The 14,622-nt window shown below is 63.8% G+C and carries 16 protein-coding genes; 8 read left to right on the forward strand and 8 right to left on the reverse strand.

The window, feature by feature from the left end; genetic code table 11:
- Positions 1–30: 30 nt before the first annotated feature.
- Together AFIDRAFT_RS14835 and AFIDRAFT_RS14840 are read right to left on the reverse strand one after the other, a co-directional pair.
- A complete protein-coding gene (locus tag AFIDRAFT_RS14835; protein WP_009340351.1) occupies positions 31–684 on the reverse strand; it encodes a DsbA family protein in 654 nt (217 codons plus the stop codon).
- Positions 685–796: 112 nt separating this feature from the next.
- Positions 797–1,276: a DUF721 domain-containing protein gene (locus tag AFIDRAFT_RS14840; RefSeq protein ID WP_009340353.1), complete on the reverse strand. Its 480-nt coding sequence runs from the start codon at positions 1,274–1,276 to the stop codon at positions 797–799.
- 27 nt (positions 1,277–1,303) lie between these two features.
- Between AFIDRAFT_RS14840 and mutY the strand changes: the two genes are divergently transcribed.
- Both mutY and AFIDRAFT_RS14850 read left to right on the forward strand, forming a co-directional pair.
- Positions 1,304–2,413 carry an A/G-specific adenine glycosylase gene (mutY, locus tag AFIDRAFT_RS14845; RefSeq protein WP_040298499.1) on the forward strand — a complete coding sequence of 370 codons (1,110 nt, stop codon included), beginning with the start codon at positions 1,304–1,306 and terminating at the stop codon, positions 2,411–2,413.
- A 2-nt stretch (positions 2,414–2,415) separates the two neighbouring features.
- Positions 2,416–3,036 (forward strand): glutathione S-transferase family protein, encoded by a 621-nt coding sequence (locus AFIDRAFT_RS14850; RefSeq protein ID WP_009340356.1) that lies wholly within the window; start codon positions 2,416–2,418, stop codon positions 3,034–3,036.
- A 76-nt stretch (positions 3,037–3,112) separates the two neighbouring features.
- Here AFIDRAFT_RS14850 and AFIDRAFT_RS14855 read toward each other — a convergent pair whose 3' ends face one another.
- Positions 3,113–4,243 carry a site-specific DNA-methyltransferase gene (locus AFIDRAFT_RS14855; RefSeq protein WP_009340357.1) on the reverse strand — a complete coding sequence of 377 codons (1,131 nt, stop codon included), beginning with the start codon at positions 4,241–4,243 and terminating at the stop codon, positions 3,113–3,115.
- On the opposite strand from AFIDRAFT_RS14855, the gene AFIDRAFT_RS19855 reads away from it, so the two are divergent.
- From AFIDRAFT_RS19855 to moaB, 3 genes are read left to right on the forward strand one after another with little or no spacing between them, the layout of a single operon-like run.
- On the forward strand, positions 4,242–4,640 hold the full coding sequence (locus AFIDRAFT_RS19855; RefSeq protein ID WP_156786907.1) for a hypothetical protein: 399 nt from the start codon (positions 4,242–4,244) through the stop codon (positions 4,638–4,640). The two genes, AFIDRAFT_RS14855 and AFIDRAFT_RS19855, sit on opposite strands and share 2 nt — an antisense overlap.
- Complete coding sequence (gene ypfJ, locus AFIDRAFT_RS14860) at positions 4,630–5,571, forward strand: KPN_02809 family neutral zinc metallopeptidase (RefSeq protein ID WP_009340358.1); 942 nt, start codon at positions 4,630–4,632, stop codon at positions 5,569–5,571. Before AFIDRAFT_RS19855 ends, ypfJ begins: the two co-directional genes overlap by 11 nt.
- 1 nt (position 5,572) lies before the next feature.
- The gene (gene moaB / locus AFIDRAFT_RS14865) at positions 5,573–6,130 is read left to right on the forward strand and encodes a molybdenum cofactor biosynthesis protein B (protein WP_009340359.1); all 558 of its coding nucleotides are present in this window, start codon (positions 5,573–5,575) and stop codon (positions 6,128–6,130) included.
- Between the two features lies 1 nt (position 6,131).
- Here moaB and AFIDRAFT_RS14870 read toward each other — a convergent pair whose 3' ends face one another.
- The 3 genes from AFIDRAFT_RS14870 to AFIDRAFT_RS14880 all read right to left on the reverse strand — a co-directional run bounded on the left by AFIDRAFT_RS14870 (position 6,132) and on the right by AFIDRAFT_RS14880 (position 7,754).
- Positions 6,132–6,704, reverse strand: coding sequence for a glycosyltransferase family protein (locus AFIDRAFT_RS14870; RefSeq protein WP_009340360.1), 573 nt, complete (start codon positions 6,702–6,704; stop codon positions 6,132–6,134).
- Between the two features lie 155 nt (positions 6,705–6,859).
- Positions 6,860–7,174, reverse strand: a complete 315-nt coding sequence (locus tag AFIDRAFT_RS14875) for a DUF3551 domain-containing protein (RefSeq protein WP_009340361.1) — start codon at positions 7,172–7,174, stop codon at positions 6,860–6,862.
- Positions 7,175–7,427: 253 nt separating this feature from the next.
- Entirely contained in the window at positions 7,428–7,754 is a 327-nt protein-coding gene (locus AFIDRAFT_RS14880; protein WP_009340362.1) for a DUF3551 domain-containing protein, read from the reverse strand.
- Between the two features lie 118 nt (positions 7,755–7,872).
- On the opposite strand from AFIDRAFT_RS14880, the gene AFIDRAFT_RS14885 reads away from it, so the two are divergent.
- The 3 genes from AFIDRAFT_RS14885 to AFIDRAFT_RS14895 all read left to right on the forward strand — a co-directional run bounded on the left by AFIDRAFT_RS14885 (position 7,873) and on the right by AFIDRAFT_RS14895 (position 11,449).
- Positions 7,873–9,027, forward strand: coding sequence for a PA0069 family radical SAM protein (locus AFIDRAFT_RS14885; protein WP_009340363.1), 1,155 nt, complete (start codon positions 7,873–7,875; stop codon positions 9,025–9,027).
- 82 nt (positions 9,028–9,109) lie between these two features.
- Complete coding sequence (gene rnhB / locus AFIDRAFT_RS14890) at positions 9,110–9,874, forward strand: ribonuclease HII (RefSeq protein WP_009340364.1); 765 nt, start codon at positions 9,110–9,112, stop codon at positions 9,872–9,874.
- A gap of 66 nt (positions 9,875–9,940) precedes the next feature.
- Entirely contained in the window at positions 9,941–11,449 is a 1,509-nt protein-coding gene (locus AFIDRAFT_RS14895; protein WP_009340366.1) for a glycosyltransferase family 39 protein, read from the forward strand.
- 111 nt (positions 11,450–11,560) lie between these two features.
- On the opposite strand, the gene AFIDRAFT_RS14900 is transcribed toward AFIDRAFT_RS14895, so the two are convergent.
- Positions 11,561–13,156: a gamma-glutamyltransferase family protein gene (locus AFIDRAFT_RS14900; RefSeq protein ID WP_009340368.1), complete on the reverse strand. Its 1,596-nt coding sequence runs from the start codon at positions 13,154–13,156 to the stop codon at positions 11,561–11,563.
- 67 nt (positions 13,157–13,223) lie between these two features.
- Complete coding sequence (gene oxlT / locus AFIDRAFT_RS14905; RefSeq protein ID WP_009340370.1) at positions 13,224–14,528, reverse strand: oxalate/formate MFS antiporter; 1,305 nt, start codon at positions 14,526–14,528, stop codon at positions 13,224–13,226.
- Between the last annotated feature and the right edge of the window lie 94 nt (positions 14,529–14,622).

Raw genomic sequence — 14,622 nt, forward strand, 5'->3', positions numbered from 1 at the left:
CGCCGGTTCCAGAGCCGGGGTGGAAAGACCTCAGCTCTTGAGCAGCGGGTCGATCATGCCCTTGAAGCTGTCGAAGGAGGTTTCGCCCTTCACCAGCTTGCCGTTGATGAAGAAGCTCGGCGTGGAGTCGATCTTCAGCGTCTTGTTGGCGTATTCACGGTCGGCGAGGATGCCCTTCTGCACCGTGAGGTCGTCCTGCACGCAGGCCTTGATCATCGCCTCGCTGAAACCGGCCTGCTTGCCGACGCGGTTGATGGTCTCGAATGCCTGGGTCTGCAGGTCGGCCTGCTGGTTGAACAGGATGCTGATAATGGCGAAGTACTTGTTCGAATCGTCCTTGGCGACGCAGCGCGCCAGCGCGGAGGCGGCGAGCGCGACCTGATCGAGCGGGAATTCGCGGAAGATGAACTTTACTTTGCCGGTGTCGATATAGGCCGACTTGAGCTGCGGGAAGACTTCCTTCTCGAACGCCGCGCAATGCGGGCAGGTCATCGAGGCGTATTCGATGATCGTCACCGGTGCGTCCTTGGAGCCGAGCGCCATGTCGCCGAGCGTGCTCGGCTTGGCGATCTGCGCCGGCTCCTGTGCGACGGCCATCGAGATCAGTTTCCAGGGCGATACGCCGATCGCGGCCGCGGTGCCTGCGAAAGCCAGAGCGGTATTGAAGGTACGGCGCGTAATCATCGCTGGAAACTCCGGATTGGCGTTGCGCGGCAGCCGCGCGGATGAGGGTTGTCTGCTAGCTTGAAACCGCAATTGTGGCAATGCCGGGGGCATCACGCCCGCTTGGAAGGCGTCAATTTCGCTTGATCGAGGCGCCGAGCCGCGCGATCGCGGTGCGCAGATTGTCGTCGTCCACGGCCTCCAGATCGCGGGCCTCCTCGGCCACGGCTGCCTCGCTGGGCGGCTTTTTGGTCTTTCGCTTTTCCCGGTGGACGAGCGGCGCCTGCCGGAGCGCGATCTTGCCGACCGCATTCCAGCCGAAGAAGCGATTCACCCGTTCCAGAATGACGGTCGAGGAATGCTGGATTTCCAGCGCGCGCGGCCCTTCCACGCGCAGGATCAGCGTGGCCGGGATTTCCGGCTGGCCTTCGATGGGACGCTGCCACTGGATTTTCAAAGGCTCGGCATAGGCGGCGATGTCGCGGCCGACGATCTCGCTCCAGCGCGTCACCAACTCGCGCGAGGCAAAGCCCTGCCGCTTGAAGGCATCGTTGAAGATGCCCGCGAGAAGCGCGGATAACGGCTTGGAGGTGAGCGGGCCGGGCTTGCTCATGATTGCCTGGGGTGCCTAAGAAGTCTGATGACCTTATCAGGTGCGGCGCGGCGAAACAAAGTCACGGCATCCGGTCCGGAGAAATCCGTGCCGCGCGCGGAACTGCTGCTGCGTTGGTACGATCGTCATCGCCGGTTGCTGCCATGGCGTGCGCTGCCGGGAGAGACACCCGATCCCTACCGGGTGTGGCTGTCGGAGATCATGTTGCAGCAGACCACCGTGAAGGCGGTCGGCCCATACTTTCTGAAATTCATCGACCGCTGGCCAAACGTCACCCACATGGCGGCGGCGTCCCTTGATGATGTGCTTCGGATGTGGGCGGGGCTCGGCTACTATTCGCGGGCGCGCAATCTTTACGCCTGTGCTGTGGCGGTGGCGCGCGAGCATGGCGGCGCGTTTCCCGACAGCGAAGAAGGGCTGCGCGAACTGCCCGGCATCGGCCCCTATACGGCGGCGGCGATTGCGGCGATCGCGTTCGGGCGGCAGACCATGCCGGTGGACGGCAACATCGAGCGCGTGGTGTCGCGACTTTATGCAGTGGAAGATGAACTGCCAAAAGCTAAGCCCGAGATTCAGCGGCTGGCGACGACGCTGCTCGGCACCTCGCGCGCGGGCGATTCCGCGCAGGCGCTGATGGATCTCGGCGCCACGATCTGCACGCCGAAGAAGCCAGCCTGCGCGCTGTGTCCGCTGAACGATAATTGTCTCGCGCGCATTCGCGGCGAGCAGGAGACATTTCCGCGCAAGGCGCCGAAGAAGACCGGCGCGTTGCGGCGAGGTGCTGCGTTTATCGTTATGCGTGGCGATGAGGTGCTGGTGCGCACGCGGCCCGAAAAAGGTCTGCTCGGCGGCATGACCGAAGTGCCGGGTTCGGACTGGCTTGTCGCACATGATGAGACGATTGCGCGTGCTCAGGCCCCCGCCGTGAAAGGTCTTGCGCGCTGGCACCGCAAGACCGGGACTGTGACGCATGTGTTCACGCACTTTCCATTGGAGTTGTCCGTTTATGTGGGCAAAGTAGCGTCGCGAACCAAAGCGCCGCATGGAATGCGCTGGGTGAAAATCGCGACGCTCAAAGACGAGGCGTTGCCGAACGTGATGCGCAAGGTGATTGCGCACGGACTGGGAGAGAAATGAAGATGCTTAAACTTTACTACGGGGTTGGAACGTGCGCGCTGGCCTCGCACATCGCCCTCGAAGAAGCCGGTGCGGATTACACGACCGACCGTATCGACATGAAGGCCAACCAGCAGAACTCACCGGACTATCTTGCGATCAATCCCAAGGGCCGGGTGCCCGCGCTGGTGACGGATCAGGGCGTGCTGACCGAGACGCCCGCCATTCTCGCTTTCATCGCGCAGAGCTTTCCCAAGGCGAATCTTGCACCCCTGAGCGATGCGTTCGCTTTCGCGCAGGTGCAGGCCTTTAACAGCTATCTGTGCTCGGGCGTGCACATTTCCCACTCACACAAGATGCGCGGCGCGCGCTGGGCGAGCGAGGAGACGTCGTTCGAGGACATGAGACGCAAGGTGCCGGAGAACATGCGCGCCGGCATGGCCATGATCGAGAGCAAGATGCTGCGCGGGCCGTGGGTGATGGGCGAGAGCTACACCGTCTGCGACCCGTACCTGTTCACGGTCTCAAGCTGGGCGAAGAATGATGGCGTCGATCTTGCGGAATTTCCGAAGATCACGGCGCATCGCGAGCGCATGAAGGAGCGTCCGGCGGTGCAGAAGGTGCTGGCCGAGCAGAAGGCCTGAGGCCTCTGTCCACGAAGGCCAAATGAAAACGGACGCCGCGAGGCGTCCGTTTTTCGTTTTCACGATTGTTTGCGGCTTAGGCCGTCTGCATCTCGCGGCGGATTTCGGCGCGCAGTTCATCGATCAGGCGCAGGCCCTTCTTGGTCTCGACGTGCCAGAACGACCAGCCGTTGCAGGCTTCCGAGCCCTGCGCCACCGCGCCCATGCGATGGATCGAGCCGACCTTGTCGCCGAGCATGATGGCGCCGTCGGCGCGCACCAGAGCGGCATGTTTCTTCTTCGAGTCCACGAGCTTGGCGCCCGGCGAGATCATGCCGCGCTCGATCAATTCGGAGAAGGCCACGCGCGGGGCATCGCGCGCGGTCAGGAACGGGGCAAGCGTCGCTTCCGGTAGCGGCTCGACGGCGGCGATGCGTTTTTCGGCCGCCGCAGCGTAGGTCTTGTCGCGCTCGAAGCCGATATAGCTGCGGCCAAGGCGTTTCGCGACCGCGCCGGTGGTGCCGGTGCCGTTGAACGGATCGATCACGAGGTCGCCGGGTTTTGATGACGACAGCAGCACGCGCGCGAGCAGGCCTTCCGGCTTCTGCGTCGGATGCACTTTCTTCCCATCCTTGCCCTTGAGGCGCTCGTCACCGGTGCACAGCGGGATCAGCCAGTCGGAACGTGCCTGCACGTCCTCGTTGGCGGCCTTCAGTGCATCGTAGTTGAAGGTGTATTTCGTCGATTCATCGCGCGCCGCCCAGATCATGGTCTCGTGCGCGTTGGTGAAACGGCGGCCGCGGAAGTTCGGCATCGGGTTGGTCTTGCGCCACACGATGTCGTTGAGAATCCAGAAGCCCAGATCCTGCATGATCGCGCCGACGCGGAAGATGTTGTGATAGGAGCCGATCACCCAGATTGTTGCAGACGGCTTCATGGCGCGGCGCGCGGCCAGCAGCCATGCGCGCGTGAAATCGTCATAGGCGGCGAACGACGAGAACTTGTCCCAGTCGTTATTCACCGCATCGACATGCGACTCGTCGGGACGCTTCAATTCGCCCTTGAGCTGCAGATTGTAAGGAGGATCGGCGAACACCAAATCAACGGAGCTCGCAGGCAGTTTCGTCATCTCCGCGACGCAATCGCCGATGACGATGCGCGAGGATGGCGAGGTTTCAAAATTAGTGCGGGGCGCCTTTGCAGACGCCCCGCGACGCGACACAACCATGACTCAAAACCTGACTCAGGCGACGCAGTCGGCGACGCGGGACCAACAAATCCGACTTGTCATCACCATGAATGTCCAAGGTAAAAATCGACTTAACTGCGAACATCTTTCGTTGCCGCAAAAATCATTTCATTGTCGTGGGATCGAAATCGATTCCATCGTGTGCCGCGAACGAAAGAGAATGAACGACGCCACGCTGTGCGGGATGATCGCGCGCGAGCGGTGTATTCCAGTAGGCCAGTGCACGACTGACCTGTTTCGTTTGACTAGGCAAGAATTGCCGGGGGCGTTAAAATCCGCGTCCGAGCGCAGTCCCTGTTGCATCATGCAGCAGGCGATTCCCGCCGCCGGCCGTTATGAAGATGTAAGGCCCCGAGGAGAAACCGATGCGTTATGACGATTTCCGCCGCAGCGACGATATCGACGACCGGCGCGATGACAGCGGTGGCGGTTTTGGCGGCGGAGGCGGGGGCTTCGGGTTCCCGATGGGCGGCGGCGGCCGCCTTGGCATCGGCACGGTGGTGGTGCTCGGCCTGATCGGCTGGGCTGTCGGCATCGACCCGCGCATTCTGATCGGCGGCGCGGAAATCCTCACTGGCGGCGGAGGGGCGCCAAGCTATCAGAGCGACCGGCCGTCCTCGCAGGCCAAGCGTGGTGCACCGACCGACGAGATGGGCAGCATGATCGCCGGCGTGCTCGGCGAGGTCGACGATCGCTGGGACGAAATCTTCTCGGCCAGTGGCCGAACCTACAAGGGTCCGCGCATCGTCCTGTTCCGCAACGCCACCAATGGCGGCCGCTGCGGCATGGCGCAATCGGCGATGGGGCCGTTCTATTGTCCGCCCGACCGGCAGATTTTCCTCGATACCGGCTTCTTCCGCGAGATCGAGACGAAATTCGGTGGCTGTCAGGGGAGCGCCTGCAAGTTCACCGCTGCCTACATCATCGCGCATGAGGCGGGCCATCACATCCAGAACCTGCTCGGCATCCTCGACAAGGCGCACGCGCTGCAACAGCAGGCGGGCAGCAAGGCGGAGGCCAATGCGATCCAGGTCAAGGTCGAGTTGCAGGCGGATTGCCTTTCCGGCGTCTGGGTCAATCGCGAGGAGAAGAAGCGGCCGGGCTTCATCGAGCCGGGCGACATCGACGGCGCGCTGCGCACGGCGTCGGCGATCGGCGACGATACGCTGCAACGGAAGATGCAGGGCCGCGTGGTGCCGGATTCGTTCACGCATGGCTCGGCCGAACAGCGCAAGCGCTGGTTCATGACCGGCTACCAGCAAGGCAGCGTGGCGGCGTGCAATACTTTCGGCGCGGGCTCGCTTTGAGATGACGAGCCTTGATCAGTCGAAGCCATTCATTCCGCTCAACATCGCGGTGCTGACGATTTCGGATTCGCGTTCGCTTGCCGACGACAAGTCAGGCACGACGCTGGCGGACCGGATCCAGGCTGCGGGGCATCATCTCGCCGCGCGCGAGATCGTTACCGACGACGTTGAAAAGATTCAGGCGCAGTTGAAACGCTGGATCGCGGACGATGGCGTCGATGTGGTGGTGACGACGGGCGGCACCGGCTTCACCGGGCGCGACGTGACGCCGGAGGCGGTCGAACCACTGTTCGACAAGCGGATGGATGGATTCTCCATCGCCTTTCATATGCTCAGTCATGCCAAGATCGGAACGTCCACGATCCAGAGCCGTGCGACCGCCGGTGTTGCGGGCACGACATTCATCTTCGCGTTGCCGGGATCACCGGGCGCCTGCCGCGACGGCTGGGATGGCATCCTCGCGCATCAGCTCGATTACCGCACGCGGCCGTGCAACTTTGTGGAGATCATGCCGCGTCTCGACGAGCATCTGAAGCGCGGTAAGGCGCAGGCGAAGTAACTCAAGCGGGCACGAAAATTCGCGTGCGCAAGATCGCGCGGCCCGAGCGGCCGATCTTCGACAGCAGCTTCGATTCCGCGCTGCGTGCGCCCGGCGCGTAACCGCCGAGCTGGTCGTAATGGTCACGCGCGATCAACAATCCCTGATTGGCGGAAGGGCCTGTGACTGCGCGGGCGATCTGCTGCATGGCATGCGTGACACCGCCTTCGGCATAGGGCGAGCGTGCGTAGCGGAAAACACCGGCACGGCGGCGACCGCTGACGCCGACGTTTTCGATGAACTGCGCGGTCTCGTCGATCCAGCCGGATTCGAGCACCGCGCCCGCATGCAGGAACATCAGCCAGGAGCCGCGTGTGAGTTTGACGCCCGCCGCGATCGCATCGGCGCGCGAGCCATCGAACGTGAGAAAGCGGCAGCCCGCGACATCGGCGACGCGCGCGATGTCGCCAGCGCCTCCGCGGTCGACCAGCACGACGTCGCGCACCATGCCCGCGGCCGAGCCCGGCACCAGCGCCGAGAGCGTGGCGACCGTCTCGGACTCATTGCCCTGTGTCGGGATCACGATGCTGATCATTGGGGCGCGGCTCCACCGTCAAAAGGAACGGCGATGCATTTAGCATTTTGTGTACAGCTAAAGAACCCCGTCCCATGCAGGGCTCATCGCGGGAGAGATCATATGAGACAGGCGAAGCAGATATTCTGCTTCGTCTGCTTCTAATATCTCAAGGCCTACCAGCGGCCGGGTGTGTAGCCGCGGCGATAGATCGGACCGTTGTAGCGATTATAGGCCATGCCGAGCTCGGACGACGGGCCTGCGATATAACCGTAGCGGCCATCATCGCCGTACGGGTTGTTCATACAGGAGCCGCCAGCCCCGAGCGCGTACGCCTGGCAGGCGGCGTAGGAGTAGAAGTCGCATGAGGCCACCGGGCTGTCGCTGTCTGTCACACAAACCGTGCCGGCCTTGGCAGGCGTACTGCCCAATGTGGTGAGGCTCGCTGCCGCCAAGCCGAGGGCTGCTGCTGTCAGAAGATACGTCTTCATCGAATCCTCCTCGTGAAAAATGCCCCGCCTGTAACGCGGCCGCTCTGTTAAAGCTCCGCTGGGAGAATACCCAAAACGGGTTACACAACCCGTGCGGATGCCTGGCTTCTCTTGCGTCAATAGGTGGGGCTACCGATTTCGCGGAGATAAACGCCACGATCGATATGCAGGCGTGGGGGGGGTGGCAGCACACGAAAAAGGGGCGGAACGATATATCGCTCCGCCCCTTCGAAAAGATCAGCCGGCTGAAAATTCACCAGCGATAGCCGGGTCCGTAATAGCCGCGATGATAGATCGGACCATCGTAGCGATTATAGGCCGAACCGAACTCCACCGATGGGCCTTCGATGTAGCCATACTCGCCGTCATCGCCGCGCGGGTTGCGCACGCACGAGCCGCCGACACCGCGAGACGACGCCCGGCAGGCGCGGAAGCTGTAAAACTCGCACGAACGATAGGTGCTGGGGCTGTCCTGATCGGTCAGGCAGACCGTGCCGGCCTTCGCGGGCGTGACGCCTGCCGAGGTGAGGCCCGCTGCCGCCAGGCCGATTGCCGCCGCCGCCAAGAAATATGTCTTCATCGAATCCTCCTTAATCAATGTCCCGCTGGGCCGACAACGCTGGGTGGGTGCGCGAGGTCCGCTGGGGATGCCATAAAAATGTTCTTGTTTTGTTCTGAAGGCAGCTTATCTTCGGGGCATGACCAGAACCTCGCAAGCTGCGCAGATTCCTTCCCCGTCACCCGTCCCGGCAGGGGCTGTCTCCGACTTCGCCGAGATCGGCGTTGCCATCGACGCCGCGCGCCGCCGCGGCCGGGGCGCGCAGACCAACGCCAGCGGACGATATGAAACCGAGGCGCGCGCCGCATTCGACGACGGCTGGCAGAGCCTCGACGAACTGCCGCCGTTCAAGACCAGCGTCGGGATCGACACCGCCCGCAAGGTGATCTCGCGCAACGACTCGCCTGACATCGGCTTCGACCGTTCGATCAATCCCTATCGCGGCTGCGAGCACGGCTGCGTGTACTGCTTCGCGCGGCCGACCCATGCCTATCTCGGCCTGTCGCCGGGCCTCGATTTCGAAAGCAAACTGTTCATGAAGCCGGATGCCCCCGCGCTTCTGGAAAAGGAGCTGACGGCCTCGGGCTACGAGCCGCGCACCATGGCGATCGGCACCAACACCGATCCCTACCAGCCGATCGAGCGTGAACACAAAATCATGCGCGGTATTCTTGAGGTGCTGGAAAGAACCGGTCATCCGGTCGGCATCGTCACCAAATCGGCGCTGGTGACGCGCGATATCGACATTCTTTCGCGGATGGCGGAGCGCAATCTCGCCAAGGTGGCGATCTCGGTGACCTCGCTCGATCCGAAACTCGCGCGCACCATGGAGCCGCGGGCCTCGACGCCGCCGAAGCGACTGGAAGCGTTGCGGCAACTCTCCGCCGCGGGCATTCCGACCGTGGTGATGACCGCGCCGCTTATTCCCGCGCTCAACGATTCCGAAATGGAGCGCATTCTCGATGCCGCCGCCCATGCCGGCGTGAAGGAGGCGAACTACACGCTGCTGCGCCTGCCGCTCGAGGTGCGCGACCTGTTCCGCGAGTGGCTGATTGCGAATTACCCGGACCGTTACCGTCACGTCTTCACGCTGATCCGCGACATGCGCGGCGGCAAGGATTATGATTCGCAATGGGGCACGCGGATGAAGGGCACCGGGCCGATGGCATGGATGATCGGCCGCCGCTTCGAGATCGCCTGCGAACGGCTGGGGCTCAACCGCAAGCGGGTGAAACTCTCCACCTCGCATTTCGTGCAGCCGCCGAAAGGCGGAGAGCAACTCGATCTGTTTTGAACGGGCAGCCTGGCGTTGAATAACGGGCACATCCGGAAGGTTCCGGCTTGCCGGAGTCGCCCGTTCGTTTCAGTGTCCGGCCATGAGTCGGACCAACCCCCCAGTAAATGAGAAAGCCGCCGCGAAGCCTGCGAAGGTCACGGCCGCAACGCGTCCGAGCTTCCGCCGCGAGCGCGCGCTCCTGAAGCAGGGCATCTGGCCGGTGGCGGGTTGCGACGAGGTCGGGCGGGGGCCGCTCGCGGGGCCGGTGGTCGCCGCCGCCGTGATCCTCGATCCCGACCGCATCCCGAAGGGCATCGACGATTCCAAGCGCCTCACCGTGGAAGCGCGCGAGGCGCTGTTCGAGGAAATCTGCGCAACCGCGATGGTGTCGGTCGCCGCCGCGCCGCCATGGCGGATCGACCGAGACAATATCCTGCGCGCCTCGCTGTGGGCGCTGGCGCGCGCGGTGCAGGGGCTGCCGCAAGCGCCGCGTCATGTGTTCGTCGATGGCCGCGACAGGATCGATGTACCGTGCGGCTGTGAGCCGGTGATCGGCGGCGATGGACTGCTGCTGTCGATCGGTGCGGCCTCGATCGTGGCGAAGGTGACGCGCGACCGCCTGATGTGCCGGCTGGCTCGAGTGCATCCCGAATATGGCTTCGATTCGCACATGGGCTACGGCGTGCCCCGGCATCTGGCCGCGCTGGAGCTGCATGGTCCGACGCCGCACCACCGGCGGTATTTCGCGCCCGTGGCGGCGGCGCATGCCAGGCTCAATGGCGCGGCCGTTCCGCCCGACCTGTCCCAGCTTGAAGCGACGGAAGTCGTGATCGTGGCGGAGGAGGCGGCCGTTCAGGTTGCCTGATCGGACGCGGGCCTTTATCAAGCGCTGAACGGTCTTTTTGCCCTCCCGCCCCGGTTCGCCCGCGCGATGCGCTTTACCTCCCTGATCGTCGAACTCGTCCGCGCCAAGCCGCGATGGATTTTCTGGAGCGCCGTGCTCGCGCTCGCGCTGTTGTGGCTGATCGTGCCAACGGCTCTCTATCTCAGTCCCCCCGGCGATGTGCCCACCGTGCTGGCGTTCGGCCGCGAATATCAGGTCGGCACCGCGCTCGGCCCGCCGTTGTCATTCTGGCTCGCGGACATCGCATTCCGTGCCGTCGGCGGTTACGCTTTCGGCGTGTATCTGCTGGCGCAGATTTGCTTCGTGGTGATGATGGGGGCGGTGTTCGCGCTCGCACGTGCGCTGGTCGGCGCGCAGCAGGGCGTGCTTGCGGCGCTGCTGACGCTGGCTATTGCGGCCTTCAGTTTTCCGGGGCTGGAATTCGGCCCCGATGTTTTGGCGCGGCCGCTCTGGGCACTGACGCTCCTGCATGCATGGCGGGTGATCGGAGAGCGGCAACGCGGCGCGTGGTTCGCGTTGTCGATCGAAATCGGGCTGCTGTTCCTCACCACCGCGATGGCTCCGGTGCTGTTGGCTCTGCTCGTGATCTTTGCGCTCGCCACGGCACGCGGCCGCGCGGCGTTGCGCTCGATCGATCCATTGTTCGGCGCACTGGTGATTGCCGTCATCGCGCTGCCCTACATGATCTGGCGGGCGCGCAGCGGCGCTCCCTTGCCGCATCCCGCGCTCACGTCGATCGAAGTCTATGCGCGCCAGTCGGGTGAACTGTTCGGCGCGCTGCTGCTATCGGCGCTCGGTGTTGTCGCGCTGATCGTCGCGAACGCGCGCATCTTCGAGCCGAAAGGCGAGAATGCGCCCGCGATTTTCCGTCCGCCGGTCGAGCCATTGGCGCGTCAGTTCGTCGTGTTCTTCGGCGCTCTGCCGCCCCTGCTGTTCGTACTCGCGTCTCCGGTGTTCGGCCTCGATCATGTCGCGGGGGGCGATGGCGTGGCCCTGATGCTGATCGGCCTTTTCGCCGTCATCCTGGGAGGCGACCTGATTTATCTGCGCCGCCAGCAGGTGCTGCGCACGATCTGGCTGTTGGCCATGGCCGTGCCCGTGATCGTGGTTCTGGTGGCGGTGTTCGTGCAGCCATGGACCGACGCCACAGAGACGCAGACCTCGCTGCCCGCGCGCGCGATGGGCAAGTTCTTCGCCGACAATTACAAGCTGCGGACCAATCGCCCGCTCTCCGCTGTCGCCGGAGATCCGGAGATCGCATCGCTGATCGGACTCGGCGCGTCGTCGCGGCCGCAGGTGTTGTTCTCGAGCCTTTACGGCAAGACGCCGTGGGTTGACGCAGCCACCATCAACACCGGCGGCGGCCTTATCGTCTGGCGTGCGCACGACACGGTCGGCGCGCCGCCGGAGGCGATTGCGAAAACATTTCCCGGTCTTGTCGCTGAAGTGCCGCGAACGTTCGATCGCCTGATTGAGGGGCGGCTGGAGCCCTTGCGGATTGGCTGGGGCGTGGTGCGTCCGCGGGACACGAAATAGCAAATTGTCGTTGCGGGCGAAGCAATCCGGATGGGGTAGGAGACACCCGGATTGCTTCGCCGCGCGTCGCAGGGGCACAGCCGCGCGCTGCGCCCCTGCGAATGAGCCTCGTCAGAAGCCTGCGACGCCGCCGTTGCTGCGCGGATCGCTGCCGCCTTCGAGCACGCCATTGGCGAAACGCGCGATGCCGCCGGCATGGCCGACGATCTCGTCGAAGTCCTCGACCATCTCGACCTCGTGGCCGAGCGCTTCGAGCTTGCGGCGGGTTTCTTCCGGAAAGCGGCCCTCCAGCTTCAGGCTGTCGGTGTCGTCGCCCCATGTGCGACCGAGCAGCCAGCGCGGCGCGGTGATCGCGGCCTGCATGGTCTGATTGTAGACGGCGTAGCGTGTGAACACGGCAGCCTGGGTCTGCGGCTGGCCGTCGCCGCCCATCGTGCCGTAGACCATGACGCGGCCATCGTTCAGACGCGCGAGCGCGGGGTTGAGCGTGTGGAACGGCTTCTTGTTCGGGGCGAGCGCGTTGATGTGCTGCGGATCGAGCGAGAACGAGCAGCCGCGGTTCTGCCAGTTGAGGCCGGTCTCCGACAGCACGATGCCGCTGCCGTATTCGTGATAGATGCTCTGGATGAAGGAGACCGCGCGGCCTTCGCCATCGATCACACCCATCCATACGGTGTCGGCGGGGCCCTTGCCCTGACCCCACGGCAGCGCCTTGTCCATCCGGATCGCGGTGGTCAGCTTGTCGAGATGATCCGGCGCGAGGAACGACTGCGGATCGGCGTCCATGAAGTCGAGGTCGGTGATGTGGCTATCGCGGATCATGAAGGCCTGCTTGGTCGCCTCCACCACGCAATGGATGTATTCCGCGCTTTCCGGCCCGAACCGGTTGATGTCGAGGCGGTCGAGCAGGCCGAGGATGATGAGCGAGACGAGGCCCTGCGTCGGCGGCGTCATGTTGTAGATCTGGCCGAGGCTGTGTTCGAGCACGAGCGGCTTGCGGACGGTCGCACGATACTTTGCGAGATCCTCTGCCGACACCGGGCTGCCGAGTGCTTTCAGTTCCTTGGCGATGCTCGCGGCAAGGCGGCCACGATAGAAGCTGTCGAGGCCGTCATCGGCCAGTGCGCGCAGCGTCTTGCCGAGCTGGGCCAGCCGCATCCGATCGCCGGCCTGCGGGACCTTGCCATTGACGAGAAAGGTTTCGGCGAAACCTGGAATGGCCTGCAACTCGCCGAGCTTCTTGGTGGTGGTGACGCTTTGCGAGCGCGTCACGGCGATGCCGTCCTCGGCGTAGAAGATCGCGTTTTCCAGCAGGCGCCCGAGCGGCAGGCGGCCACCCCATTCCTTGCTGATGTCGAGTGCGGCCTGCCAGCCGCCGATGGTGCCGGCGACCGTGTTGGCTGAGTCAGGTCCGCGCGATGGAATCTTCGCGAAGCCTTTCGCGGTGTAGTAGTCGCTGGAAATGCTGCCAGCCGCCGCGCCGCAGGCCTCAATGGCAACCACGGGCTTGCCGGGGCACGAAATCGTCCAGAAACCGTCGCCGCCGATGCTGTTCATGTGGGGATAGACCACCGCGATGGTGGAGGCTGCCGCGATCATCGCCTCGATGGCGTTGCCGCCTGCGCGCAGGATATCGACGGCGGCCTGCGCTGCCAGTGCGTGAGGAGCCACGGCCATGCCGCGGGTGGAGCGAACAGTCTGGAGCATCTTTGAACTCGATATTCTTCGGGTGAAAGAAGGGCCGGGGCGCATTGAGCGCCCCGGCGGATACTTGTTAGGCCGCGCTACCCCGCGCCGCCAGTGCGGCATTTGTCGCATTCTGCTTGCGATGGTTGGCGCGCATCGGCTTGAGAACGGCGATTGCCAGGAACGCGGTGAGGAAGTTCATCGCGATCACGACGCCGAACACCACATTCCACGATGCGGTGATCTCGTGCAGTTCGGCCGCCAGCGGGCCGCCGAGCACCGAACCGACACCCTGCGCGATGTACAGGAAGCCGTAATTGGTGGTGGCGTTCTTGGTGCCGAACGTGTCGGTGAGGGTCGAGGGGAACAGCGAGAAGATTTCGCCCCAGCCGAAAAACACCACGCCGGACAGCAACACGAAGGTCAGCGGATGATGGGCAAAGAGCAGCCAGATCGTCATCGCGATACCTTCAATGCCGAACGCGATGAGCATGGTGTTCTCGCGGCCGATCTTGTCCGACACCCAGCCGAAGAACGGACGGGTCAGGCCGTTGGTGAAACGGTCGATCGTCAGCGCCAGCGGCAGCGCCGCGAGGCCGAACACCAGCGCGTCCTTGACGCCGAAGTCCTTGGCGAAGGCGCCCATCTGCGAGATCACCATGAGGCCCGAGGTGGACATCATCGTCATCATGACGAACATCAGCCAGAAGATCGGAGTCCGCAGCATTTCGCGCGGCTCATAGTCGCGGGTTTCCTGCACGAGCCCGTGCGCTGTCGCATCGGCGGCGACGTGCGGCATGTTCTTGTCGGGACGGCGCATGCCGAGCGCTGCAAGAACGCCGACGACGCCGAAGATGATGCCGTACATGGTCAGCGTGTGCGACAGACCGCTCGCGTTGAGGCTGTTGGAGATCGGGAAGGTGGTCAGGATCGCGCCGAAGCCGTAGCCCGCCGCGACGAGGCCCGCAGCAAGGCCGCGCTTGTCAGGAAACCACTGCACCATCATGCCGACGACGCCGACATAGATGATGCCGGTACCGATGCCGCCGAGCACGCCATAGGTGATGTAAAGCGCGAACACGCTGGTGGCATTGGCGGCGAGAACCCAGCTCAAGCCGGTGAGGGCGGCGCCGAGTGACAGCAGCACGCGCGGGCCGAAGCGGTCGACAAGGTAACCCTGTGCAGGCGACAGGAAGGTCTGCAGCATGATGAGCAGCGAGAACGTGACCTGGATTTCCGCCAGCGGCGCGTTGAATTTTTCCCGAAGCGGGCCTGTGAACAGCGCCCAGACATATTGAGGGCTGGAGATCGCCATCATCGCGATCAGGCCGAGGATCAACTGATACCATCGCGAGGATGGTGACGTTGCAGCCGATGCATTCGTAGTCGTCATTTTACCGCTCCCTTTGTTGTGAATAGGTCGTTTCCGCCGGCGTCTTGTTTGTTGTTATGTTTCTGGTATGTCAGTTGTATACGATCCTAACCAA

Source organism: Afipia sp. 1NLS2, assembly GCF_000178995.1.
Lineage (GTDB): Bacteria > Pseudomonadota > Alphaproteobacteria > Rhizobiales > Xanthobacteraceae > Afipia.